Raw genomic sequence first — 23,188 nt, 5'->3', positions numbered from 1 at the left:
ACCGGGCCACCCCGGGCGGCGTCGAAGCCGCAGGCTCATTCACCCCCGGCCGGCCTCCTCCTCCGGGCGCGGACCGGCGATGAACACCACCCGGAACTTGCCGATCTGCACCTCGTCACCATTGCTCAACGTGGCCGCCTCGACCCGCTCCCGATTCACGTACGTGCCGTTTAGGCTGCCCACGTCCCGCACCGTGAACGTGCCACCGTCACGGTGGAACTCCGCGTGCCGCCGCGACACCGTCACGTCGTCCAGGAAGATGTCACTGTCCGGGTGCCGGCCACTCGTCGTCACATCGTGGTCCAACAGGAACCGGGCGCCCGCGTTCGGACCCCGGCGAACCACCAGCAACGCCATCCCGGGCGGCAACGAACCGGACATCCGGCTCGGCACCACGTCGGTGTCCGGACCCTCCAGCACTTCGTCGAGCGAACCGAGATTGAGCGTCGAAGTGACGTCGAGTGGGGGGAACTCGTCGTCTGGGCGCGTCATGGGGACCACCTCACGGATCTGTTCGGTCGGCGTCGGGTAATGGCGGGTCTGGCCGCCGGGCAGTCACACCCGGCGGCTGGCTCCCCGTGCCCGGGAAGGCGCATTCCACAAACGCTCAACTATTGGGTTCTCGGTCGACTGGGCGAGCCTAGCCAGCGCCGAAATGCAGGGCAACCCGGACGCGCGGAGACAACCCCGCAGCCCGGGACGACACTCAGCTCTCAGTGAGCTCGCGGTACGCGCCGGCGGTCAGCAGACCCTCGACCGCCGCCGGATCATCCGGGGTGATCTCCAACAACCATCCCGCACCGTACGGATCCGTGTTGATCACCTCAGGGGTGTCGGCGAGCGCCTCGTTGCGCGCCGCCACCGTACCGCTGATCGGCGCGTAGATCTCCGACACGCTCTTCGTCGACTCGATCTCACCCAGCGGCTCACCCGCCGCCACCACCGCACCCTCGTCCGGCAACTGGACGAACACGATGTCACCCAGGGCGTCCTGCGCGAAGTGCGTGATGCCGACCCGGACGGCGCCGCCGTCGCCACCGACCAGCCACTCGTGCTCGGCGGTGTACCGCAGATCCTCAGGAATCACCAGCTGCGTCCTTCATCCATCGGTGCACCGGGGGGAACCGGCGCCGGCCACGCCCGGTCAGGAAACCGGACGGGCGTGTTCCAGCTTGATCGGCGCGTGCAGCTGCGAAACCTCGACAACCTCACGCTCCTCGACGATCACGTTACCGCCGGCATCCGAAACCGATGCGACCACCCCGCCGGGAATGTTCAACGCCGTACGCATCGTCGCCGGCTCACCGATCACCAGGATCGTGTACGGGCCACTCAACCGCCGCCCGTCCACCACCAGGCCACCGCCGTCCGCGTCCACGAAATACGTCGACGCGATGATCCGCACCGCTGTCCCGTCGGCACCGGAAATCTGCATCGCCTCCGCGCCCGCGCCCCGCAACTCCTCCACCGCGTCCAGGATCCGCGTCGACGAGATCGCCTTGCCGTCCCCCTCGAACCGCACCGACAACCCCGGCCCCACCGCCGGCAACGTGCCCGCCAGGATGCCCAGCTCATCGGCCCGCCGCGTCGCCTCCTCCAGCGCCGCCTGCCGACCCTGCTCACCCGAGCGCAACTGCCGCTGGCTCTCCTCCAACGTGGCGATGTCCTGCCGCAGCCGCCGTTCCCGCGAATCCAGGTCCGACGAGATCCGGACCAGGTCCTCCTCCCGCGTCGCCGCGAGGGTCGGATCCGTCGAGGTCGTCTTCAACTGCACCACCAGGGTGAACCCCAGCAACGCCAGCAGCACGGCGATCATCGCCCCGGCCGACGTCAACCGCCGCTTCCCCGACCAGGCGGCCACCGGGCCGGCCGCCGGGGCGGAACCCTCCGGCTCCGCCTCGGGACTCGCCGGCGCGTCGGCCTCCCGCTCCGCCGGCTCGTCCGGCGCCAGCGGGCTCAACTCGTCGGGATCCGGCGCCTCCGGCCGCGGATCCGGCTCACCCGCCGGCCCCTCCGGCCGTGGCGGCTCCGCCTCCGGCCAACCGGTCCCGGTCTCCCTGTGCTCGTCGCTCATCGCCACAAACCTACGCCCGGAACAGGTGGCGACGGATCGCCGCCACGTTTCCGAAGATGCGCACCCCGAGCACGACCACCACACCGGTGGAGAGCTGACCGCCCACCCCCAGCTGGTCACCCAGGTACACGATCAGACCCGCCACCAGCACGTTCGAGATGAACGACACCACGAACTGCTTGTCGTCGAAGATCCGGTCGAGCTTCGCCCGAACCCCGCCGAACACCGCGTCGAGCGCGGCCACCACGGCGATCGGCAGGTACGGCTGCAACGCAGCGGGCACGGTGGGGTCGAGGTACACCCCGAGGACCACACCGGCGAGCAACGCCAGCACCGCGATCATCGGCCACCTCCGGAGGGGCTGGGAGAGGTCCCCGAGCCGGACGGCCCGGGACTGATCGAACCCGCGGCGCCCGAACCCGACGGCGACGGGCTCGGACTGACCGAGGGCTCGGCGTAGCGTAGCCGTGGCTGCGGAGCGGCCGGCAGGGTGAGGTCATCTGCCTCCTTCACCCCGAACGACAGGCCCGTGCTCCGCGCGACCTCCCGCATCAGGCTCGCCGCTCGGCTGGCGTCGAACCGGTCCCTCATCGAACCCGGGCCGATGGCCGTCACCTCGTACGGGCCCGTCACCGGCCGGTAGTCGACGAGGATCGCCTCCCCCGCCGACCGGATCGTCGACGTCGCGGTCAACCGCTGCCCGTTGACAGCGACCGCCTCCGCGCCCGCCGCCCACAACGCGTTGGCCACCTTCTGCAGGTCGGAGTACAACACCCGGGACGGCCCCGCGTCCGCCCCCGTCACCGCGTCCTTGTCCTCGGAGGCGTCGGCCAACCGCACCACCACACCGTCACCCCGCACCCGGGCCAGACCGGTGCCCGCCTCCAGGCTCCGCAACCGGGACGCCTGCGAGCCACTCAGTGCCGCGTCCCGCTGCCGGCTCACCTCCTCGCGCAGCTGGTCCGCGCGCGCGGTCAACCGGTCGGTCTCGCTCTCCCGCTGCTTGATCTCGGCGATCAGGCCGGCGCGGGCCTTCGCCCGACCCGGCTCCTCCGCCATCGTCTCCCGGTAGGCGACGGAGAAGAGGAACCCGATCGCCACCACGACCACCACGGTCACCGGACGCGCCGCCCAGCGGCGCAGGCCCGACGGCGGGGCCTGCCGACGGCGGGCCGCCGCGTCCGCGTACCCGGGGTCGAGGGGGTTGCGGAACAGGTCGGTGAGGAAGTCCGGCGCGTACGCCCGGGCCGCGGGGGCCCGGCCGTCGCGGGAGGTCGAGCTCATGCCGGCGCACCCCCGGAGCGGGACCGCATCGCGCGAACCAGGCGACTGGCCTGCACCACGTACATCCCGCCGGCCACCCAGTAGAGCACCAGCCCCCACCAGGCCAGCCCCCAGCCGATCGCGCCGGCGGCGGTCGCCGTGGCCGGCGCCGCCGCGGCGAGCAGCAGGACCGGAAACGCGGCCAGCAGCAGGAAGGTGGCGGTCTTGCCCACGTAGTGCACCGGCGGCGGGCCGTAGCCGTACCGGCGCAGCACGGCCAACGAACCGAGCAGGAGCAGCTCGCGGGCCAGCAGCGCCGCGGTGAACTGCCACGGCACCACCTCCCGCGCGGTGAACGCCAGGAGCGTGGCCAGGATGTAGAGCCGGTCGGCGAGCGGGTCGAGCAACTCCCCCAGCCGGCTGACCTGGTGCAGGCGGCGCGCGATCCAGCCGTCCACCCAGTCGCTGGTGCCGCCGATGGCGAGCACCACGATCGCCGCCACGTCAGCGCGGACGACCAGGAAGAGGTAGAGGAACAGCGGCACGCCGACCAGGCGGATGAAGCTGATGATGTTCGGCAGGGTGAGAACACGGTCCCCCACGACCGCGGTCGTACCGCCGGAAGCCGAACGCTCCCCGTGAGCCGGGCGATCCGACACGGAACCCTCCCTTCGCAGCACGATCCGGCGGCCGACCGTGGTCAGCCGCTGCGGAGGAACGTGCGCGTTGCCGGCCGGTCAGCGCCGGCGCCCTCTGCGATCCCGGGCTGGGACCTCCCCCGATGCGGCCCACGATCGGTTGATCGTGGGCCGTTGAGTTGCGCTGCCACTATATCGGGCTCCTTCCCGTGGCCCCGGGGCCGAGACTGCGTCGTTGCTCAGAGGTTTCAGATCCTGTGCGGCCTCGCACCACCTCTAAGGCGTCCTAGGACACTAGTTGGGCGCCTGGAGGCAGGCCAGCGCCGGCCTGACCGGGCCGGCGCGGTCAGGCGGTACGGACGGTGGAATCGGTGCCGGTCTGCTGCGCGGACAGCGCCGCCGCCTGGCTGAACGCGACCAGGGACAGCAGCAGCTCGTGCTGCACCCGGTTGGGCATCCGGTCGAGGACCTCCTGCACGGCCTGGTGCCGGCGGTCCTTCAGCTCGAGCAGCAACGTCTCCGCCGCCACGGTCGGGATCAATCGGACCTCACGCCGGTCGCGGGGATCCGCCACCCGACGGACCAGGCCGACCGCCTCCAGCCGGTCGCAGAGCCGGCTCGCCGACGACGGCACCACGTCCAGCAGCTCGGCCAGCCGGTTCACGTTGGTGTCCGGATGCGCCATGATCAGCGAGAGCACCCGCAGCTGGGTCGGCGAGACGCTGACGGTGTGCCGCGAGGTCGCCGAATCGAGCACGCCGACGAGCGCCTCAGCAGCCGCATCGATGGCCGCGGCAAGATTCGGAGGTCGCTCCACCCGCTGTCCCCTGCGATCGTCCCGTTCGTGTTCCCCGTCGGTCCGGTTACCGCTCACATCCGTCGTCCACACGGCCGGAACCGCGCCAGTCCAGGCAGACGACGACCGCGTCATCACGGAGGTCCGCGTCGACGTGGTACGCGTGCAGTTCGCGCATCACCGTACCAACTGCCTCGGTCGCCGGCTGCAGCCGAGTGGACCGCATCGACCGCGCCATGACCCTTTCCCCATAAGGCTCCTGGCCAGCCGGCTCGGCAGCGTACACGCCGTCGCTGACCACGAACAGCCGGTCCCCCGGCTCCACCGCGAACTCCTGCACGTCGTACCGGGTCTCGGCGAACATGCCCAGCGGCAGCTGCTGCTCCAGGGCGATCGGGGTGACCGTGCCCCCGCGGAGCCGCAGCACGTGCGGCGAGCCGGCGTCCACCGCCTTCACCACGCCGCGCCGGGCGTCCAGCTCCAGCAGGAGCGTCGCCACGTGCCGGCTGCCGCGGTGTTGGTAGAAGATGGTGTCCGAGGCCAGCTCGGCCTGCTCGACCAGGCTCCCGCCGGACCGGCGGGCGTTGCGCATCGCGTTCACGGTGACCGCGGTGAGCAGCGAGGCCGCCAGGCCGCTGCCGGTGCCGTTGAGCACGGTGACGGTGAGCCGGTCCCCGTCCACCGACCAGTCGAAGTGGTCACCCCCGACCGTGTACGCCGGTTCGAGCTGGCCGGCCAGCAGGAACGCGCCGTGCGCGACGCTCCGCCCGGGCAGCAGGTCCCACTGCATCTCGGCGGCCATGCTCAGCCGCTCCCGGCGCCGGGCCCGGCGGTAGCGGTCGGTTTCCCGGTCGGCCGCGCGCAGCGCCACCGCCAGCTCGCCCGCGATGTCCTGGGCCACCTGCACCGCCGCCGCGTCCGGGTGGGCGGGAAGCTCGACCAGCAGCACACCGAGCCGCTCGCCCCAGACCGACAGCGGCAGGTAGACCCGGCACCGGCCGTCCTCGCCGGCGTCCTGCACCGGCTGCTGACTGCTGAAGCAGCGCTGGGCCACGCCCTGGCAGGAGAGGAACCCGGCGTCCGGCAGCTCCGGGTCCAGCACCGGCCAGAGCCCGCTGAACCGGTAGTCGGCGATGAACACCTCGGTGCGCGACGCCCCCAGCGCCGCGCGGATCGCCCGGTCGGCCGCCTCCACCAACTGGTCGGGCGGAGCCAGGCGCACGGCGCGCGACACCTGTCCGGCCACATCCGGCATGTGCATCCTCCGGGACGATTATTGCTCTGGGGCAAGCATCATACGGAGGTGGGCCGGCATCCCGGACGCCCGGTTCCGACCGCCCGCGCAGCGGCGCACCCGGCCACGGCAGGATCCCCTTGCGGAGAGCCCGGTCCAGGGGCGCGGGACGGGGACGTGGCCCGTCAGGCGGCCGGCTTCGTCGCCACCGCGCCGTAGAACGCGTCCGGCACCGCGGCCGGCTCGCCGTCCGGACGCCACCGGGCGACCGGCACGACGCCGTCGGCGGTGAGCTCCCAGCGACCCAGCAGCGGACCGAACGCGGCGGGCGGGCGCATCCGGAACGACGGCCCCATCATCGCCAGGGCCCGTGGATACCCGGCCAGCTCCTCCCCGGCGAAGTCGACGGCCAGGAAGCTGCCCGGCGCGACCGCCTCACAGAGCTCGTCCAGGGTGCGGGAGAGCGTGTCGTCGTCGAGGAACGCGGCCAGCCCGAGGAAGACCACCCCGACCGGCCTCCGCCCCCAGCCCGGGACGAACCGGTGCAGCTGGGCCGGGTCGAGCGTGCCGATGTCGGTGGCGTCGCCGAACCCGTAACCGGCGCGGTCGCTGCCGGCGAGGATGCGCTGGCCGAGCCGGATCGTCACCGGGTCGACATCGGTGTAGAGGACGGTCGCCTCGGTAACGACCTCGTGCACGTTGCCGCGGCTCGGCACGCCGGCACCGAACACCAGGAAGCTGTCCACCCCCGCGTCGGCGATCGACCGGACCGCCCGGCCGAGGAACTCTCGCAGCGAGCGGAAGATCACCGCACCGGGGCCGTACGCCTCCTCGAAGGCGCGGGCGGCGGCCACGTCGGCCGGGAAGTGGTGCTCACCACCGAGCCAGAAGTCGATCATTCGGGCGGTGCTCGGCTGGTCGGGCTCGGCCATCGACGAGGCTCCCTTCCTCGGGCGATGGTCGACAGCGTACCCACGGGTCCGCTCCGGCGGTATCGCCCCGTGGACCGGCCGCGGGCCGCGATACTGGCCGCGGGCGTCCGGCGGCCAGGAGGTGCAGCGGTGAACTCGGCGAACGGCGCGGCGGTGGTGGTCGGCGTGGACGGCTCCGAGCCGGCGCTGCGGGCCGTCCGCCTCGCCGCGGCCGAGGCGGCCCGCCGGCACCGCCCACTGCGGGTGGTGCACGGCTTCATCTGGCCGCTGCTGCACGTACCGGTGAACCAGCTCGCCGAAGGGCCACCCGGCGGCGGACTGCGGCGCCAGGCGCAGGAACTGGTGGCTGAGGCGGTGGCCGCGGCGGAGGCGGCGGCGCCGGGGCTGCGAATCTCCGGGGAGATCATCGACGGCGAGGCCTCCGCCGTGCTGATCGGCGAGTCCCCCACCGCCACGATGATCGTGCTCGGCGACCGCGGCCTGGGCGGCTTCGCCGCGCTGGTGGTCGGCTCGGTGGCGATCCAGGTGGCCTCCTACGCGGACTGCCCGGTGCTGGTGGGCCGGGGCGAGGAGCACGCGGCCGGACCGGTGGTGGTCGGGGTGGACGGCTCGGCGCTGTCCCGCGCCGCGGTCGAGTTCGCCGCCGAGGAGGCGGCGGTGCGCGGCGCCCGGCTGCACGCCGTGCACGCCTACACCCACCCGGCCTCCGGGGGCCCGGGCGACATGCAACCCCTGGTATACGAGGAGAACCAGCTGCGCGGCGAGGAGGAGCGGGTGCTCGCCGAATCCCTCACCGGGCTCACCGAGCGGTACCCGGAGGTGCCCGTCACCCGAGCGGTGGTCCATGCCCGGCCGGTCGCCGCGCTCACCGAGGCCAGCCGGGAGGCCCAACTGCTGGTGGTCGGCAGCCAGGGCCGGGGCGAGCTCAGGGAACTGCTGCTCGGGTCGGTCAGCCACGGCGTGCTGCACCGCGCGGCGTGCCCGGTCGCCGTGATCCGCTCCCCCGCCTGAGCGCCGCCGGCACGAATGACCCCGACGCCGCCGGGTAGACGAGCCGGGCACGCCGACACGAGGAGGCAGCGATGCCAGGACCACGGCCGGGCAGCAGCGCATACGACAAGGAACGGGCGCGGCTGCGCGATCTGATCGAACAGTCCGGGCGGGCGGCGGACAAGGAAGCCAACCAGGTCGCCAACCGGATCCTCCAGGACGACCGCGGCCAACGCGGCGTCGTCCGGGGGGAACGGACGTTCGGCCCCAAGGGTGAGCGCGAACCGGGCGACCCGAAGTGAGAGTCGCGCCCCTGGTCGACGGCGCGATCGCCGGCGCGGTGGGCAGCGCCGCCTTGAACGTGGTCGGCTACCTCGACATCGCGGTGCGGGCCCGACCGGCGAGCAGCACCGCGGAGGAGACCATCCGCCGGCTCGCCGGCGCGGCGCACGTCGACCTCGGGCCCGAGGACCGGGCGGCCACCCGCCGCTCGGGCCTCGGCCCCGTGCTCGGGTACGCCACCGGCGTCGCCGCCGGGGCCGCCTTCGGCCTCCTCGCCGCCCGCCGTCGGATCCCGCTGCCGCTCGCCGCGGGTCTGCTCGGCGGCGGCGTCATGGCCACCACGGACGGCTCGATCACCGCGCTCGGCGTCTCCAATCCCCGCACCTGGCGACCGAAGGACTGGGTGGCCGACATCATCCCGCACCTGGCATACGGAATGGCGACCGCAGCCACCTGGAACCGGCTGCGGTCGCCATCCCGGCGGGGGCGTTAGCCCCGGTCGTCGCTCTCGTCGTCAGCCACCGGCGCGCCGGCCGGGCCGTACGGCGAGACCTGCCCCTTCGGCGTCGGTCGCCCCCGGTCTCCCTGGGACGTCCCACGGTTGCGCGGTGCGCCGGCGGGGCCCGGCTCCTTGCTGTCCTGGACGGTCGGGTTGTTCCCGTTCCGGCGCATCTCGGGCTGCTGCACGTTCGTCACGGGCTTGCTCCTTCCGGTGGACGGCACACGGCGTAGGCCGCGCACCTGTGCGGGTTACCCGCCGCCGTCGAGCGCATTCCGGGTCGGGGGCGCGGCCGAAGGTCTGGGCCGACGCGGTACGGGTACACCCCCGGGATGCGGGACGACCGGAACGTGGCGCGGGTGCTGCTGGACCGGCAGGGCCGGACGTACGCCGAGGAGGCCGGGATCCGACTGGCCGACCGCCCCGGGCCGCTGTACCAGCTGCTGGTGCTCACCACGCTGCTGAGCACCCGGATTCGGGCCGGGGTGGCTCTCGCCGCCACGCGCGAGCTCTTCGCGGCCGGCTACCGGACCCCGCAGGCCATGGAGGCGGCGAGCTGGCAGGACCGGGTGGACGCGCTGGGCCGCGGGCACTACCGCCGCTACGACGAGCGGACCGCCACGATGCTGGGCACCGGCGCCCGGCTCTGCCTGGACCGCTGGCACGGGGACCTGCGCCGGATGCACCGGGAGGCCGATGGCGACCGGTCGATGCTACGCCGGCTGCTCACCCAGTTCCCGGGCATCGGCCCCACCGGGGCGGACATCTTCCTGCGCGAGGCGCAGACGGTCTGGCCGGACGTGCGCCCGTACGCCGACCGGCGGGCCCTCGCCGGCGCGAAGCGGCTGGGGCTGCCGGCGAACCCGGGCGGGCTGGCCGGCCTGGTCGGCGACGCCGACTTCGGGCGGCTCGCCTCGGCGCTGGTGCGGGTGGCGCTGGGCGAGGAGTCGGCGGGCGAGGTCAGCCGGAGCGCGGCGGCCCGCTGAGCCTCACTTGGCGGCCGTGTCGCGGGGCCTGGTCAGATGCCATACCAGCGCGGCCGCCAACAGGGCGAGCAGCACGACGCCGCCGGAGACACCGCTACCCTCGCCGGTGCCCCGGTGGCCGGTGACGGCGAAGTAGATCACCGCGAACCCGGCGAGTACCGCCAGGAACGTCCGCATTCCTCGGTCCTTCACGTCCCGGACGGTACGGGCGCCCGCCGCCCCTCGTGTGCCGTTTCGGGGTCGGTTCCCCCGTCCGGGTCACTCCGGTCGGCAGCCGGCGGCGGGACCCCGCAGCCGCACCCGGCGGACCGCCCGGTCGGTCACCTCGAGCACCGTGATGGTGAGCCCGGGCAGGCGGACCTTCTCCCCCGGCCCGTCGGGCACCCGCCCCAGCCGGGCCAGCACCAGGCCGGCGACCGTGGTGTAGTCCCGCGACAGCGGGAAGGTCAGCCGCACCCCGACGTCCGGCAGGTCGTGCAGCGGGAAGTCGCCGGAGAGCAGCAGCGCGCCGTCCGGCTCCCGGACCACCCCGCGCACGTCCCGGTCGGTCTCGTCGTACAGCTCGCCGACCACCTCCTCGAGCAGGTCCTCCATGGTCACCAGGCCGTCGACCCCGCCGTGCTCGTCGACCACCAGGGCGATCTGCTCGTGACGCTGGCGGAACTGGCGCATCGCGTCGGCGACCGGAAGCGTCCCGGGGAGCAGCAACGGCGGCCGGGCCCGCTCGCCGGCGGTGGCGTCACCGGCGTCGACCAGGTCGCGGATGTGCAGTACGCCGCACACGTCGTCCAGGCCGCCCGGCCCGACCACCGGGGCCCGGGACCGGCCGGCGGCCGCCAGTTGCCGCATCGCCTCCGGGGCCGGCACCGACGCCGGCACGACCGTCACGTCCCGGCGCGGGACCAGGATCTCCCGCAGCGTCCGGCCGGCGATGTCGAACGCCCCGGACAGGATCTCCCGCTGCTGCGCGGACAGACCCCGCTGGCTGACCAGCATCTCGCGCAACTCCTCCTCGGTCACCTCCTCCCGGCCGGCCCGCGGGTCCCCACCGGCGAGCCGGACCAGCAGGTCGGTGCTGCGGCTGAGCAGCCACACCGCCGGCCGGGACAGCCGGCCCAGCAGGTCCAGCGGGGCGGCGCTGAGCAGCGCCCAGCGCTCCGCCCACTGCATCGCCAGCCGCTTCGGCGCCAGCTCGCCGACGACGAGGGTGACGAAGGTCAGCGCCACCGTCACGAGCAGCACGGCCACCGCGTGCGCCGCGCCGCCGAGGAAGGCCAGCGGCCCGACCAGCGGCTCGGCCAGCGACACCGCGGCCGCCGCCGAGGCGAGGAAGCCGGCCAGGGTGATGCCGAGCTGGATGGTGGCCAGGTAGCGGTTCGGCTCCCGGGCCAGGCGGACCAGCCGCCCGCCGGTACGACCGGCGCGGCCCAGCCGCCGCAGCTGCCCCTCGCGGAGCGTCACCAGCGCCATCTCGCTGCCGGAGAGCGCCGCGTTCACCAGGACCAGGACGGCCACCAGGGCGAGCTGACCGGCCATCACACCCCCTCCCGCTCCACCGCACGCCCGCCGGGGCACCCGGTCAGTCGTTCTCCAGGTCGTCCAGGGAGATGGCGTGGGTCATCAGCCACCGGGCCAGCGCGGCCATCCCGAACAACCACAGCGGCGCCGACTCGGTGGTGCCGTTGGTGGCGAAGATGGCGAAACGCAGGTCCGGCGCCCGGTACGCCTCGATCCGCCACCGGTGCTGCTTGTCCCGCCAGACCGCCGAAGGGTCCATGGCGTCACGGTAGGCGACCGCGCCGGTCGGACGGGTCGTCTTCGTCCGCGCCGGTCAGCTCGGCGGGGCGACCACCTCACGGGCGTCGTCGGGCAGCCGGCGGGTGGCGCCCCGCCGGTCGAGCAGCTCCAGCAGCGGCACGGCGACCCGGCGGGTGGTGTCCAGGGCCTGCCGGGCGGCGCTGAGGGTGAACGGCTGCGGCAGGCGCGCGAGGACCCGTACCGCGTCGTCGAGCGCACCGGGGAGCAGCACCACGTTGTCGGCGAGCTTGAGCAGGGCGCCGGCCCGCACGGCCGCGCCGATCTCCCGGGGGCCGAGCCCCAGGTCGGCGAGGCGGTGCGTCTCGGGGGCCTGGAAGGGGCGTTCGCCGTACTCGGCGCGGACCCGGTCGACGGCCCGGGCGACCGGCTCCGGCAGCGCGTCGACCGCCGCCGCGGTGACCCGGCCGGCGCGCAGCCGCAGCGGCGGCCGGAGCAGCGCCTCCACCAGGGCCCGGTCGGGCAGGGCGAGGCGCTGGCGCAGCACGTCCACCGGCACGCCGGGTTCGAGGGGATGTTCCGCCGCGTACCGGGCGACCTCCTCGGTGAGCCGGACGCCGAGGCGGCGCCAGTGCTCCGGGTCGGCCAGCCAGTCCCCGGCCACCGGCGCGACGGTGACCGGCACGCCCATCCGGGTCAGCTCGCCGGCTCGGACCAGGGCCCGGCGGCGCAGCTCCCCGGCGAGGTCGGGCCGGCCGTCCAGCCCGGCCAGGACCGCCGCCCGGGCCGCCGCCGCGCCGCGCCGGCGCAGCGGCGGCGGGGCCACGTCCAGCACGGTCACCCCACCGGCGACGTGGTGCCGGCCCGGGTCGCGCAGCAGCGCCCGGTCGCCGATCAGCAGCGGCAGCGGACGGGCCAGCCGCAGCCGGACCGTGTCGGGGCCAAGCGGCCGTACCCGGGCAGGCACCGCGGCCGAGCCGACGTGCAGGGTGAGGGTGGCCGGCAGGTCGCCGGCCGGGTCGCCGGCGAGCCGCACGTCCAGCAGGTCGGTCGGCCGGAACCGGCCGGGGCTGAGCAGCGCGTCGCCGCGGGCGATCCGGTCCCGGGAGACCCCGCGCAGGTTCACCGCCACCCGGGCCACCGCGTCCACCCGCTGCTGCGCGGCGTTCAGCGAGTGCAGGCCGCGGACCCGGACCGGTTCGCCGGTGGCGGCGAGTTCGAGCTGGTCGCCGACGCGCAGCCGACCGCCGCCCAGGGTGCCAGTGACCACGGTGCCGCTGCCCCTGATCGTGAACGAGCGGTCCACCCAGAGCCGGACCGGGGCGTCGAGCGCCGGGGCGGGCAGCCGGGCGACCAGGCGGTCCAGGGCGGCCCGCAGGTCGGGCAGGCCGGCGCCGGTCACGCCGCTGACCGCCACCGCCGCCACCTCGCCCAGGGACGTGGCCGCGATCTCCGCCCGGGCCTGCGCCAGCGCCGGTCCCGGGTCGGCGAGGTCCGCGCGGGTCACCGCCAGCAGGCCGTACGACACCCCGAGCGCGTGCAGCGCGGCCAGGTGCTCGGCGGACTGCGGCATCCAGCCCTCGTCGGCGGCGACCACGATCAGCGCGGCCGGCGCCGGCCCGACCCCGGCGAGCATGTTCGGCACGAACCGCTCGTGCCCGGGCACGTCGACGAAGGCGATGGTGCCGCCGGAGGGCAGCGTGGTCCAGGCGAAACCCAGGTCGATGGTCATGCCCCGGCGGCGTTCCTCGGCCCAGCGGTCGGGTTCCATCCCGGTGAGCGCCCGGACCAGGGTGGACTTGCCGTGGTCGACGTGTCCGGCGGTGGCGACGACCCACACGTCAGTCGCCCACCCGCAGGACGGCCGCCCGGATCGCCGGGTCCGCGTCGGCCGGCACGCAGCGCAGGTCGAGCAGGAGGCGGCCGTGCAGCACCCGGCCGAGCACCGGCGGCTCGCCGGTGCGCAGCGGCTCGGCGTACCGCTCGGGCAGGCTCAGCGCCCACGACTCGAGTTCGACGCCGGGGGCGCCGCCGCCGCCGACCACGGCAGCGCAGGGCACGACCTCGGCCTTGCGGCCGTCGGCGCCGAGCTGGTCGCGCAGCCGCTCGGCACGCTCGTGCAGCACGGCCGGGTCGGCGTGCAGGGCGTCCCGGGTCGGGGTGGTCGGGGCGTGCAGGGTGGCGGCGAGGGCGGCCAGAGTGAGCTTGTCCACCCGCAGGGCCCGGGCCAGGGGATGCCGGCGCAGCCGCTCGACCAGGTCGCCGTCGCCGAACAGCAGCCCGGCCTGCGGACCGCCGAGGAGCTTGTCGCCGCTGGCGGTCACCAGCGCGGCGCCGGCGCGCAGGGTGCTGGCGGCGTCCGGCTCGTCGGGCAGCAGCGGATCGGGGGCGAGCAGCCCGGAACCGATGTCGGCCACCACCGGCACGCCGAGGGTGGCCAGCTCCCGCACCGGCACTGCCGAGGTGAAGCCGGTGACCACGAAGTTCGACGGGTGCACCTTGAGCACGAAGGCGGTGCGCGGGCCGATCGCCGCGGCGTAGTCGGCGCGGGTGGTGCGGTTGGTGGTGCCCACCTCGCGCAGCCGAGCGCCGGTGCTCTCCAGCAGGTCGGGCAGGCGGAACCCGTCGCCGATCTCGACCAGCTCACCACGGCTGACCACGATCTCCGCGTCGGCGGCGAGGGCGGTGGCGGCGAGCACCAGCGCGGCGGCGCCGTTGTTGACCACGTGCACGGCCGCCGCGTCGGGCACGGCGGCGGCGAGCGCGTCCAGGGTGTCCCGGCCGCGCCGGGCCCGCCGGCCGGTGCGCAGGTCCAGTTCCACGTCGGTGTGCCCCGCGGCGGCCACGAGGGCCTCGACCGCGGCGGCCGACAGCGGCGCCCGACCGAGGTTGGTGTGCAGCACCACGCCGGTGGCGTTCAGCACCGGCCGGGGCGCGGGCGCCGGCAGGTCGGCCAGCGCGACGTCGCGTACCTCCTCGGGGGTGATGTCGCCGCAGCGGGCGCGCTGCTGCGCGCGGACGATCGCGGCCTTGACCCGGTCGCGGCCGAGCGTGCCGGCGGCGGCGGTGAACGCCGGGTCGGCGAGCAGCGCGTCGGTGCGCGGCACCCGCCGACGCGGATCGGCCGTGCCGTCGGGCATGCGTCAACTCCCTGCGCCTGCCTGGCAGGAAATTCCCTGCGCCTGCTTTGGCGGAGACGGACGGGAATCGAACCCGCCTGGCCCGGGTCCCGGACCACACCGGTTTTGAAGACCGGGAGGGGCACCAGCCGCCTGAACGCCTCCACGCAGCAGTCAACCACAGAGATCCGTCGGAAGCGCGGCGACGGGTCAGTCCCCCGCGGCCACCCGCCGGTCGGCCCGCTCCCGCTGCGGCACCACGGTGTACCGGGGGTCCTTCGCGGAGGCGACGCCACCGTGGAAGATGCCGAACCGGGTGCAGACGGCGGCGGCCAGCAGCGCCCCGCCGGAGAGCGCGGAGACGGCCCGGCTGCGCCGGCCGACCAGCGCGCCGGCCACTCCGGCGGCGGTCAGCGCCCGACCGGCGCGCAGCAGCCGGCCGGCGGTGCCGGTCGCGTACGGCTCGCTGAGCAGGCCGAGCCGGTTCTCCACCCGGTGCGAACCCCACAGCTCCAGGGCCGCGCCGGCCACTGCGAGGCGGCGCGCCGGGCCGGCCTGCGCCGGCGGCGCGGCGAGCAGCCCCACGCCGGCGCCGCTGGCCAGGGCGCTGCCCGCGAAGATGGTCGGCAGTTCCGGGTACGCCTCGTGCCAGGACGGCACCGCCGTGTCGGCGAGCAGCACCCCGGTGTACGTGGCGAGGGCCGGCGCGGTGACCGCGGCGACCAGCCCGGCGGCGTGCCCGACCGGGGGCAGCAGCCGCCGGCCCAGCCCGAGCAGCCCGCGTTCGGGCAGCCAGGGCGCGGCCTCGGCGACCGCGGCCAGGCCGGCGGCCGGGCCGAAGGTGGTGAGGATCCAGGTGCCCACCGACATCGGCGAGGTCAGCTTCGCCACCCGCAGCATGTGGTGGAACCGGCTCGGCTTGCCGAGGTCGTTGACCAGGAAGTACGCGCTGGCGCCGACCGCGGCCAGGGAGCTGACCCGGCCGGCCCGGCGCAGCGCCGGCCGCCCGGTGAGCTGCCCGCCGGCGGCCAGTATGGACGAACCGGCGGCCAGACCCCCGGTGAACAGATACGCGGCGATGTCCCACTTCCACACCGGGGCCTTGAGGATGGGTCGCCCGTAGTAGGAGGTGAACTCGGCGGGCGGGACGGTGAGCTGCTCCCCGCCGCCGCCCTTGCGGCCCCGCCGGCGCGGCCGCTCCACCGGCTCGACGTCGCGGGGCGGATGCGGGGCCAGCCGGACCTCCGCCGCTCCGGAGTCGGTCCGGGCCACGCCCGCCCCGGTGCCGGTCGCCGGGCTGCCGCTCCCCGGTGCAGCCGTCCCCGTTCCACTCAACGGGGTGCCGTTCGGGCCGCCCGTCTCCGGCCCGGCCGCCCGGCTGCCGTTCGTGCCGCCGCCCGGGTTCACCTTCGACCCGTGTCCGGTGCGTGGCCCCGGACCGCCGAGGCGGTCGGGGCCCTCGGCGGCGAGCCGCTCGCGGAAGCGGCGGAACAGGGCGCCCACGGGGGCGCGGTCCGGACTCACGATGAACCTCCGACGAACGCGGCGACGGCCGCCGCCACCATGGCCAGCGCGGCCAGGCCGGCCCGCTTGTACGTCTTCGGCAGGTCCCGGGTGGTGACCACCGGGTCCGGGGGGAGGCCGTAGACCTCCGGTTCGTCGAGGAGCAGGAAGAACGCGCCGTCCCCGCCGACCCCGTCGGTCGGGTCGTTGCCGTAGAGCCGGGCCTCCGGGACGCCCCGCTCGTGCAGGGTGGCGACCCGCTGGGCGGCCCGCTCGCGCAGCTCGTCGAGCGGCCCGTACTGGATCGACTCGGTCGGGCAGGCCTGGGCGCAGGCCGGGGTCATGCCCGCGCCGAGCCGGTCGTAGCACAGCGTGCACTTCCAGGCCCGGCCGTCGCTCTTGCGCTGGTCGATCACCCCGTACGGGCAGGCGGAGATGCAGTAGCCGCAGCCGTTGCAGATGTCCTCCTGCACCACCACGGTGCCGAACTCGGTGCGAAACAGCGACCCGGTCGGGCAGACGTCCAGGCAGGCGGCGTGGGTGCAGTGCTTGCAGACGTCCGACATCATCAGCCAGCGGAAGTCGGTGCGTTCCTCGACGCCGCTGGACCGGCCAGGCGGCTGGGCGCCCGGCATGCCGAGGAACTCCGGCCCGGCGGCCATCCGGGCGGCGGCCTGCGGCTCGCCCGGGGGCACCCCCGGATCGGTGCCGGCGTCGTTGCCCACCTCGGCGGCGACCGCCGCGCTGGCCGGGCTCACCGCCGACCCGGTCGGATCGCCCTCGAACGGCGGGGTGCGGTGCCCGGCCGGGCGGGGCTGCTCGATGAAGGCCACGTGCCGCCACGAGTTGGCGGTCAACGCGCCGGTGTTGTCGTACGACATGCCGAGCAGGTCGAAGCCCGAGGCCGGGACGGCGTTCCACTCCTTGCAGGCCACCTCGCACGCCTTGCAGCCGATGCAGACGCTGGTGTCGGTGAAGAAGCCGACCCGCGGCCCGGCGTCGGCCCAGCCCGCGTCCGGCGCCGGGTCCAGGGGGCCGTAGAGGCTGTTGGCGTCAGGCATCCCCGCCCCCGTCCCGCGCCGCCTCGGCGGACCGCGCGTCGGTGTAGCCGGCCGCGTCGTGCCCGCCGGCCGCGTCGGTGGTGACGATCGGCACCTGCCGGTCGGCGGTCATCCCGGCCCGGCGCTGGTATTCGGCGACCAGGTCGAGCAGGGCCGGGCCGGTGGGCCGCCGGCCGGGCCGGATGTCACAGGTGCCGACCTTGCTCTCCTGGATCAGCACGTTCGGGTCCAGGGTGATGCCGAACAGGTCGTTGGCCGAGTCGCCGGTGACCAGACCCTCGGGACCGAAGTGGTACGGCAGCCAGAGCTGGTGGATCACCCGGCCGTCCACCCGCAGCGGGGTGAGCCGGTCGGTCACCAGCACCTTCGCCTCGATCACCGCCCGGCCGCTGACCAGGTGCGCCCAACCCCGGTGGGCCAGTCCGACCTGCGCGGCCAACTCCGGGGACACCTCCACGAACATCTCCGGCTGCAACTCCGCGAGGGGCCGGACGGTACGGCTCATGCCGCCCGCGGTGTGGTGCTCGGTGAGCCGGCTGACCGTGAAGACGTACGGGAAGACCTCGCTGTGCGCCTCCGGCGGGCTGGGGTTCATCCGGTTCACCGGGTGGTTGTACACCTTGCGGGTCGGGTTGGCCTGCTGGCCGTACATCGGGTTGCGCATCGGCGACTCGGCCGGCTCGTAGTGGGTCGGCAACGGGCCGTCGAGCACTCCGGTGGGGGCGTAGAGCCAGGCCTTGCCGTCGCCCTGCATGACGAACGGGTCGTCGCCGGCGATCGCCTCCGGGCCGGAGGCGTCCTTCGGCGGCCGGTATGTCGGTGGCTTGGTCTTCTCGAAGTCCGGCACGTCGTACCCGGTCCACTCGCCCTTCTCCGGGTCCCACCAGACGTACTTCTTCCGCTCGCTCCACGGGCGGCCCTGCGGGTCGGCGGAGGCGCGGTTGTAGAGGGTCCGGCGGTTCGCCGGCCAGGCCCAGCCCCACTCGGCGGCGACCCAGTCCTGCTCGTGCCGCGACTTGCGGCGGGCGGCCTGGTTGACCCCGTCGGCGTAGACGCCGCTGTAGATCCAGCAGCCGATGGCGGTGGAGCCGTCCTCTTTGGCCTCGCTGAACAGCGACAACGGGCGGCCGGTGGCCACCTCGTAGCCGTTGATCTCCTTCAACACCGCCTCGGCGCTCGGCTCGGCCTTGTCGCCGTGCGTCGGGTAGTCCCAGGCGAGGTCGAGCAGCGCCCGATCCCGGGGCTTGTCGGAGTTGGCCAGCTTCTCCCGCAGGACCCGGCCGAGGTGGTAGAAGAACCACAGCTCGGAGCGGCAGTCGCCCGGCGGGTCGAGGGCCTTCTCCCGCCACTGCAGCAACCGCTGGGTCTGCGTGAAGGTGCCCTCCTTCTCCACATGCGACGCGGCGGGCAGGAAGAAGACCTCGGTCCGGCACTCCGCCGGCACGATCTCGCCGGTGGCGATCTCCGGGCTGCTCTTCCAGAACGTCGCGCTCTCGATCAGGAACAGGTCGCGGACCACCAACCAGTCCAGGTTGGCCATGCCCAGCCGCTGCGCGCGGCCGTGCGCCGAGCCGACCGCCGGGTTCTGACCGAGCAGGAAGTAGCCCTTGACCTTGCCGTCGATCATGTTCAGCACCTGCTGGTACGTCCCGTGGTCGCCGGTCATCCGGGGCAGGTAGCCGTAGCAGAAGTCGTTCTCCGGCGTCGCCGCGTCACCCCAGTACGCCTTGAGCAGGCTGGCCGCGAAGGCCCGCGAGTTGCCCCAGAAGCCCTTCTGCCCGGGGTGCCGGATGCTGTCCACCCACTCGTCGAACGTCGGGTGGTCGGCGTGGTGCGGCATCGGCAGATAGCCGGGCAGCAGGTTGAACAACGTCGGGATGTCCGTCGAGCCCTGGATGCTGGCGTGCCCGCGCAGCGCCAGGATGCCCCCACCCGGTCGGCCCACGTTGCCCAGCAGCAGTTGGATGATCGCCCCCGTGCGGATGTACTGCACGCCCACGCTGTGCTGCGTCCAGCCGACCGAGTAGACCAGCGCGCCGGTCCGCTCCCTGCCGGAGTTCTCCGTCCAGGCGCGCGCCAGCTCCAGGAACTTCTCCTGCGGGATGCCGCACACCCGCTCCACCATCTCCGGCGTGTAGCGGGAGAAGTGCCGCTTGAGGATCTGGTAGACGCAACGCGGGTGCTGCAACGTCTCGTCCCGCTGGGTCTCACCCGGCACCGGCGCGCCGTGCGACTCGTGCCGCAGGCCGGCCGCGGTCTCCCGCTCCTTGCCGCTGCCCCTGGTCCCGGTCTGCTCTTCGTGCCCCTCGTACTGCCAGCTGGTCTGGTCGTACGAGGCGGTCTCCGGGTTGAAGCCGGAGAAGAGGCCGTCGAGGTCCTCGGTGTCGGCGAACTGCTCGCTGACGATGGTCGCCGCGTTGGTGTAGGCGACCACGTACTCCCGGAAGTCGAGCTCGTTCTCCAGGATGTACCGCACCACGCCGCCGAGCAGGGCGATGTCCGTGCCGGCCCGGATCGGCAGGTACGTGTCGGCGACCGCGCTGGTCCGGGTGAACCGGGGGTCGACGTGGAAGACCTTGGCGCCGCGCTTCTTCGCCTCCATCACCCACTGGAAGCCCACGGGGTGGGCCTCGGCCATGTTGGAGCCCTGGATGACGATGACGTCAGAGTGGATCAGTGCCTGCTGGAAGTCGGTGGCGCCGCCGCGACCGAAGCTGGTCCCCAGACCGGGGACGGTGGCGGAGTGTCAAATCCGGGCCTGGTTCTCGATCTGGAGTGCCCCCATCGCGGTGAACAGCTTCTTGATGAGGTAGTTCTCCTCGTTGTCCAGCGTCGCCCCGCCCAGACTGGAGATGCCCAGCGTCCGGTTCAGCGGGCGGCCCTGGTCGTCGACGTCCTCCCAGGTCTCGTCGCGGGCGGCGAGGATCCGGTCGGCGATCATGTCGAGCGCGACGTCGAGCTCCAGGTCCTCCCACTCCGTGCCGTAAGGCCGGCGGTAGCGGACCTTGGTCTGGCGCAGCGGACTGGTGACCAGGCTCTTGCTGGCCGACCCCTTGGGGCAGAGCCGACCGCGGGAGATCGGGCTGTCCGGGTCGCCCTCGATCTGGGTGACCTGGCCATCCTTGACGAACACCCGCTGCCCGCAGCCCACCGCGCAGTACGGGCAGACCGAGCGGGCCATGCTGTCGGCGGTCTCGGTACGCGCGGTCAGGCCGGCCGAACGGGCGGACTGCGCCGAGGCGCCCCGGCCGAGCGGGTCGGTGCCGGTGAGCTGCCGGTAGACCGGCCAACCCTCGATGAAGGTCCGGAGACCCAACCGGAACACCCCCTCCCGGCGGAAGCTGACCTTCTGAACATAGGCCAGCGGTCGGGCGGCCGCGACTCGAGGGTGCATGCACACACACAGCGGCGCCCCGGCCATATGGCCGGGGCGCCGCTGGGTGTCGGTGTGCAGGTCGCCTCTCGGCGAGTGGCACGACGCGGCTCCAGCCGAACGGTATTCCGCGAAGGCAATTTGGGTGAGGCCCGGGGACACTGGACACACCGACGCTCTGCACAACGATGCCACCGGGTCCGGTGTTCCGGCACCCCCGGTGACCGCCGTCACTTGCCCTACTTCGGCTGCGCTTTGGTTTCTGGTTGCGGTGGGGGCCTTGGTCACGGTCCGTGCGGCGGTCGCGGTTCTTCTGCGGTACGTGGAAATGCCGCTGGCCGGCACCCTCGTCGGGGTGCCGGCCAGCGGCATGTTGTTCGGTTGTGTGGGTCAGCTGTTCCAGTGCTGGGCGACGATGTCGGCGGCCTGCTGCTCCCACTGGGCGTAGGCGTCCGGGTAGGCCGACACCTGCACCGTCTGGGCGGCCTCGGTCAGCGGCATGTCCTGCCAGCCGTCGACCTGCTTGAGACCCTTCTCGAACGCCAGGGTCGCGTACTCGGGGTCGGTGATCTGCTTCGGCGTGCCCCAACCCGAGGACGGGCGCTGCTGGAACAGGCCCAACGAGTCGTGGTCGTTGGCGTCACCGAGGTGACCCAGGTTCTCCAGCTTCGACTCCTGCAGGCTGGTGGCGATCGAGATGACCGCGGCCCGCTCCGGCAGACCCGCCTTCTTCGTCGCCGCGATGATCGCCTTGGCGTTGCCGGTCTGCTCACCGTTCAGGGTGATCTTCGACTGCGCGCCCTGCACACCATGCGGAATCAGCTTGCCCTTGTCCACGCCCGGCTTGTCGGCCTGCACGGCGACAGCGACCGGCTTGCCGGCCACCGGGGTGGCGTCGGCGTGCGCGGCGACCGGACCGGCGAACACGCCACCGGTGAAAGCCAGACCAGCAATACCCAGAACGCTCTTACGCATGATCGTGTTCATGGTGAAGCTCCATTCGGGGGTCGACGCACACACCGGTGGGGGCCGGCACGTGCGCAAGCACCGTCAGGCGCTCAAAAACTGCAAGGGGAAAGTCTCTGCCCGGTGCCAGCCGCGGGGCGGGGCCTCTTCGCGGCGCCGGGACCATGTGTAACGACCGCCGGCCCACCATCATTCCGGGGGCCCGTCCCATCGGCCCGCTCGAGCGGGCCAGGTACTCGGCCGTACGGGAGATGTAACGACCCCGAGGCCCCGACGATTCCGCCGCCAGGATGCCGCCGGTCACACCCAGAAACGGACATCCGGCACCAGACCCCCGCCGCCCGGCCGCCCGGGCCGCCCGCAACGGACAACCGGCACCAGATCCCCGACTAGGCGGTATCCACGCCGCATGGCGGGCCACACCCCCCACCGCAACCGACAACGAACCGCAACGGACGGCGCAGCGGCAGCGAGAAAGGCGCAGCGGAAAGAGGCATCGGCAGGAAAGCCCACAACCGGAGACCAGCCCGAAGCCGAGTTGGCGTTACCCTGACACCATGCAGGCGCTCTCCCCCACGACGACCCCGGCGGCCCAGCTGGCCCGACCGGGTCGCCCCGCCGTGGTGGCCCGGACGCTCGCCGAGCTGACCGGCCCCACCCGGGGCGTCATCGAGCTGCCAGTGCGGCTGATGTGGAGCAGCGAGCGCGCCTTCGATCTGGGTGACCCGGACGACCTGCTCTGGATGTACGAGAACGTGCTGCGCGAGACGACCCGCACCGACGACCTCCGGGCGCTGATCAACGGTCGGACGCTGCGTCGGGTGTGGCGGCGGCTGAACCTGCCGCGGGGCGTACGGGTGGCGTGGGAGAGCCGGCACCGCGGCCTGCGCGCCGCGTGATCCGCCGCCGGTGACCTCGCACGCCGTGACCCACCTGCACGAGTTCTACCGGGAGGTGGCCCGGGTGGCCCTCGCGGCCGCCGGGCCGCACCGGTTCGTGCTGGGTGGCGGGGTGGCGTGGGCGGCGCACGGCCTGGTCACCCGCCCGACGGAGGATGTGGATCTCTTCGCGGACGTGGAGGGGGCGGCTGCCGCGGCGGCGGCCGGGGTGCGTACGGCGCTGGAGCGGGCCGGTTACGAGGTGGTGGACGCCGACCCGGGCAGCGAGCTCGGTGAGCTGTTCGACGGCTTCGACCGGGACCTGCGGGACTTCGTGGTGAGCCGGGACGGCCGGCAGATCCGGTTGAGCCTGGCCCGCCTCGACCGGCACCGCAGCCCGGTGGTGATGGACCTCGGCCCGGTGATGGACGTCCGCGACCTGATCGCGAACAAGACCGCCGCGCTGGTCAATCGGCGCGAGGTGCGCGACTACATCGACGTGTCCTCCGCGCTGGAGCACTACGACGTGGCGGAACTGCTGGAACTGGCCCGCCAGGTCGACCCGGCGCTGGACCTCGACGACGTTCGCGCCGCCGGCCGCTACCTGGACCAGGTGCCGGACCGTCGCTTCGCGCGCTACGGGCTCGACGCGGCCCGGGTGGCCCAGGTACGCCGCCGGATGGCCGCCTGGCCCCGCTGACGGCCGGCGGGCACCCGGCGGCACGTCACCCGGTGAGTTGCCGCCGGTGCCCCTCCGCCCCTACGCAGGCTCCAGGGGCGGAAGCGACAGCCGGATGGCCGGCGTGTTACGTGCCGGCGACCGGTGACGCTGGTGTGGT

The 23,188-nt window shown here is 73.9% G+C and carries 25 protein-coding genes and 1 tRNA gene; 6 read left to right on the top strand and 20 right to left on the bottom strand.

All coding sequences use genetic code 11. The annotated features are described in order from the left end of the window. Positions 1-39: 39 nt before the first annotated feature. The 9 genes from odhI to GA0070613_RS24175 all read right to left on the bottom strand — a co-directional run bounded on the left by odhI (position 40) and on the right by GA0070613_RS24175 (position 6,937). Positions 40-492, bottom strand: a complete 453-nt coding sequence (gene odhI / locus GA0070613_RS24215; RefSeq protein ID WP_007071101.1) for an oxoglutarate dehydrogenase inhibitor Odhl — start codon at positions 490-492, stop codon at positions 40-42. A 214-nt stretch (positions 493-706) separates the two neighbouring features. Further along, complete coding sequence (gene gcvH, locus GA0070613_RS24210; protein WP_089014391.1) at positions 707-1,087, bottom strand: glycine cleavage system protein GcvH; 381 nt, start codon at positions 1,085-1,087, stop codon at positions 707-709. A 57-nt stretch (positions 1,088-1,144) separates the two neighbouring features. Beyond that, positions 1,145-2,074: a DUF881 domain-containing protein gene (locus GA0070613_RS24205; protein ID WP_089014390.1), complete on the bottom strand. Its 930-nt coding sequence runs from the start codon at positions 2,072-2,074 to the stop codon at positions 1,145-1,147. A 10-nt stretch (positions 2,075-2,084) separates the two neighbouring features. Beyond that, positions 2,085-2,417 (bottom strand): small basic family protein, encoded by a 333-nt coding sequence (locus GA0070613_RS24200; RefSeq protein ID WP_007071104.1) that lies wholly within the window; start codon positions 2,415-2,417, stop codon positions 2,085-2,087. Next, the gene (locus GA0070613_RS24195; RefSeq protein WP_089014389.1) at positions 2,414-3,358 is read right to left on the bottom strand and encodes a DUF881 domain-containing protein; all 945 of its coding nucleotides are present in this window, start codon (positions 3,356-3,358) and stop codon (positions 2,414-2,416) included. Before GA0070613_RS24195 ends, GA0070613_RS24200 begins: the two co-directional genes overlap by 4 nt. Continuing rightward, positions 3,355-3,996 (bottom strand): CDP-alcohol phosphatidyltransferase family protein, encoded by a 642-nt coding sequence (locus tag GA0070613_RS24190; RefSeq protein WP_089014388.1) that lies wholly within the window; start codon positions 3,994-3,996, stop codon positions 3,355-3,357. The genes GA0070613_RS24195 and GA0070613_RS24190 overlap by 4 nt, the downstream gene beginning before the upstream one ends. A 325-nt stretch (positions 3,997-4,321) precedes the next feature. Further along, a complete protein-coding gene (locus GA0070613_RS24185; RefSeq protein ID WP_089014387.1) occupies positions 4,322-4,792 on the bottom strand; it encodes a MarR family winged helix-turn-helix transcriptional regulator in 471 nt (156 codons plus the stop codon). Positions 4,793-4,838: 46 nt separating this feature from the next. Further along, positions 4,839-6,026: a PP2C family protein-serine/threonine phosphatase gene (locus GA0070613_RS24180; RefSeq protein WP_089014386.1), complete on the bottom strand. Its 1,188-nt coding sequence runs from the start codon at positions 6,024-6,026 to the stop codon at positions 4,839-4,841. Positions 6,027-6,190: 164 nt separating this feature from the next. Next, positions 6,191-6,937: an SAM-dependent methyltransferase gene (locus tag GA0070613_RS24175; protein ID WP_089016159.1), complete on the bottom strand. Its 747-nt coding sequence runs from the start codon at positions 6,935-6,937 to the stop codon at positions 6,191-6,193. 129 nt (positions 6,938-7,066) lie between these two features. On the opposite strand from GA0070613_RS24175, the gene GA0070613_RS24170 reads away from it, so the two are divergent. The 3 genes from GA0070613_RS24170 to GA0070613_RS24160 all read left to right on the top strand — a co-directional run bounded on the left by GA0070613_RS24170 (position 7,067) and on the right by GA0070613_RS24160 (position 8,702). Further along, positions 7,067-7,948 carry a universal stress protein gene (locus tag GA0070613_RS24170; RefSeq protein WP_089014385.1) on the top strand — a complete coding sequence of 294 codons (882 nt, stop codon included), beginning with the start codon at positions 7,067-7,069 and terminating at the stop codon, positions 7,946-7,948. Positions 7,949-8,019: 71 nt separating this feature from the next. Further along, a complete protein-coding gene (locus GA0070613_RS24165) occupies positions 8,020-8,229 on the top strand; it encodes a phosphatidylethanolamine-binding protein (protein WP_089014384.1) in 210 nt (69 codons plus the stop codon). Continuing rightward, positions 8,226-8,702, top strand: coding sequence for a hypothetical protein (locus GA0070613_RS24160; protein WP_089014383.1), 477 nt, complete (start codon positions 8,226-8,228; stop codon positions 8,700-8,702). Before GA0070613_RS24165 ends, GA0070613_RS24160 begins: the two co-directional genes overlap by 4 nt. Here the strand turns inward: GA0070613_RS24160 and GA0070613_RS24155 are convergent. Beyond that, positions 8,699-8,905, bottom strand: a complete 207-nt coding sequence (locus tag GA0070613_RS24155) for a hypothetical protein (RefSeq protein ID WP_089014382.1) — start codon at positions 8,903-8,905, stop codon at positions 8,699-8,701. The two genes, GA0070613_RS24160 and GA0070613_RS24155, sit on opposite strands and share 4 nt — an antisense overlap. 135 nt (positions 8,906-9,040) lie before the next feature. On the opposite strand from GA0070613_RS24155, the gene GA0070613_RS24150 reads away from it, so the two are divergent. Beyond that, positions 9,041-9,694, top strand: coding sequence for an HhH-GDP family DNA glycosylase (locus GA0070613_RS24150; RefSeq protein WP_089014381.1), 654 nt, complete (start codon positions 9,041-9,043; stop codon positions 9,692-9,694). A gap of 3 nt (positions 9,695-9,697) precedes the next feature. Here the strand turns inward: GA0070613_RS24150 and GA0070613_RS32340 are convergent, their stop codons facing one another. The 10 genes from GA0070613_RS32340 to GA0070613_RS24105 form a co-directional block, all read right to left on the bottom strand. Further along, positions 9,698-9,886: a hypothetical protein gene (locus GA0070613_RS32340; protein ID WP_157746485.1), complete on the bottom strand. Its 189-nt coding sequence runs from the start codon at positions 9,884-9,886 to the stop codon at positions 9,698-9,700. Between the two features lie 66 nt (positions 9,887-9,952). Next, on the bottom strand, positions 9,953-11,230 hold the full coding sequence (locus GA0070613_RS24145; RefSeq protein WP_089014380.1) for a hemolysin family protein: 1,278 nt from the start codon (positions 11,228-11,230) through the stop codon (positions 9,953-9,955). 43 nt (positions 11,231-11,273) lie between these two features. Beyond that, the gene (locus GA0070613_RS24140) at positions 11,274-11,471 is read right to left on the bottom strand and encodes a hypothetical protein (RefSeq protein WP_089014379.1); all 198 of its coding nucleotides are present in this window, start codon (positions 11,469-11,471) and stop codon (positions 11,274-11,276) included. A gap of 54 nt (positions 11,472-11,525) precedes the next feature. Next, the gene (gene selB, locus GA0070613_RS24135; RefSeq protein ID WP_089014378.1) at positions 11,526-13,289 is read right to left on the bottom strand and encodes a selenocysteine-specific translation elongation factor; all 1,764 of its coding nucleotides are present in this window, start codon (positions 13,287-13,289) and stop codon (positions 11,526-11,528) included. Position 13,290: 1 nt separating this feature from the next. Further along, positions 13,291-14,589, bottom strand: coding sequence for an L-seryl-tRNA(Sec) selenium transferase (gene selA / locus GA0070613_RS24130; RefSeq protein WP_089014377.1), 1,299 nt, complete (start codon positions 14,587-14,589; stop codon positions 13,291-13,293). A 48-nt stretch (positions 14,590-14,637) separates the two neighbouring features. Further along, positions 14,638-14,733 (bottom strand) — tRNA-Sec (locus GA0070613_RS32335). A 45-nt stretch (positions 14,734-14,778) separates the two neighbouring features. Continuing rightward, positions 14,779-16,092, bottom strand: a complete 1,314-nt coding sequence (gene nrfD / locus GA0070613_RS24125) for an NrfD/PsrC family molybdoenzyme membrane anchor subunit (RefSeq protein WP_408630964.1) — start codon at positions 16,090-16,092, stop codon at positions 14,779-14,781. Beyond that, positions 16,089-17,132, bottom strand: a complete 1,044-nt coding sequence (locus tag GA0070613_RS24120; protein WP_089014376.1) for a 4Fe-4S dicluster domain-containing protein — start codon at positions 17,130-17,132, stop codon at positions 16,089-16,091. The genes nrfD and GA0070613_RS24120 overlap by 4 nt, the downstream gene beginning before the upstream one ends. Continuing rightward, on the bottom strand, positions 17,125-20,448 hold the full coding sequence (gene fdh / locus GA0070613_RS24115; protein WP_231929870.1) for a formate dehydrogenase: 3,324 nt from the start codon (positions 20,446-20,448) through the stop codon (positions 17,125-17,127). Before fdh ends, GA0070613_RS24120 begins: the two co-directional genes overlap by 8 nt. Before the next feature lie 447 nt (positions 20,449-20,895). After that, the gene (locus GA0070613_RS24105; protein ID WP_089014374.1) at positions 20,896-21,492 is read right to left on the bottom strand and encodes a hypothetical protein; all 597 of its coding nucleotides are present in this window, start codon (positions 21,490-21,492) and stop codon (positions 20,896-20,898) included. A gap of 536 nt (positions 21,493-22,028) precedes the next feature. On the opposite strand from GA0070613_RS24105, the gene GA0070613_RS24095 reads away from it, so the two are divergent. Next, positions 22,029-22,370: a hypothetical protein gene (locus tag GA0070613_RS24095; protein WP_089014372.1), complete on the top strand. Its 342-nt coding sequence runs from the start codon at positions 22,029-22,031 to the stop codon at positions 22,368-22,370. 25 nt (positions 22,371-22,395) lie between these two features. After that, positions 22,396-23,049 (top strand): nucleotidyl transferase AbiEii/AbiGii toxin family protein, encoded by a 654-nt coding sequence (locus GA0070613_RS24090; RefSeq protein ID WP_089016156.1) that lies wholly within the window; start codon positions 22,396-22,398, stop codon positions 23,047-23,049. Positions 23,050-23,188: the final 139 nt, after the last annotated feature.

The organism is Micromonospora inositola, assembly GCF_900090285.1.
Taxonomy (GTDB): domain Bacteria; phylum Actinomycetota; class Actinomycetes; order Mycobacteriales; family Micromonosporaceae; genus Micromonospora; species Micromonospora inositola.
The sequence above is the reverse complement of the archived record's forward strand: the minus strand, read 5'-3'. Positions and strand labels throughout refer to the sequence as shown.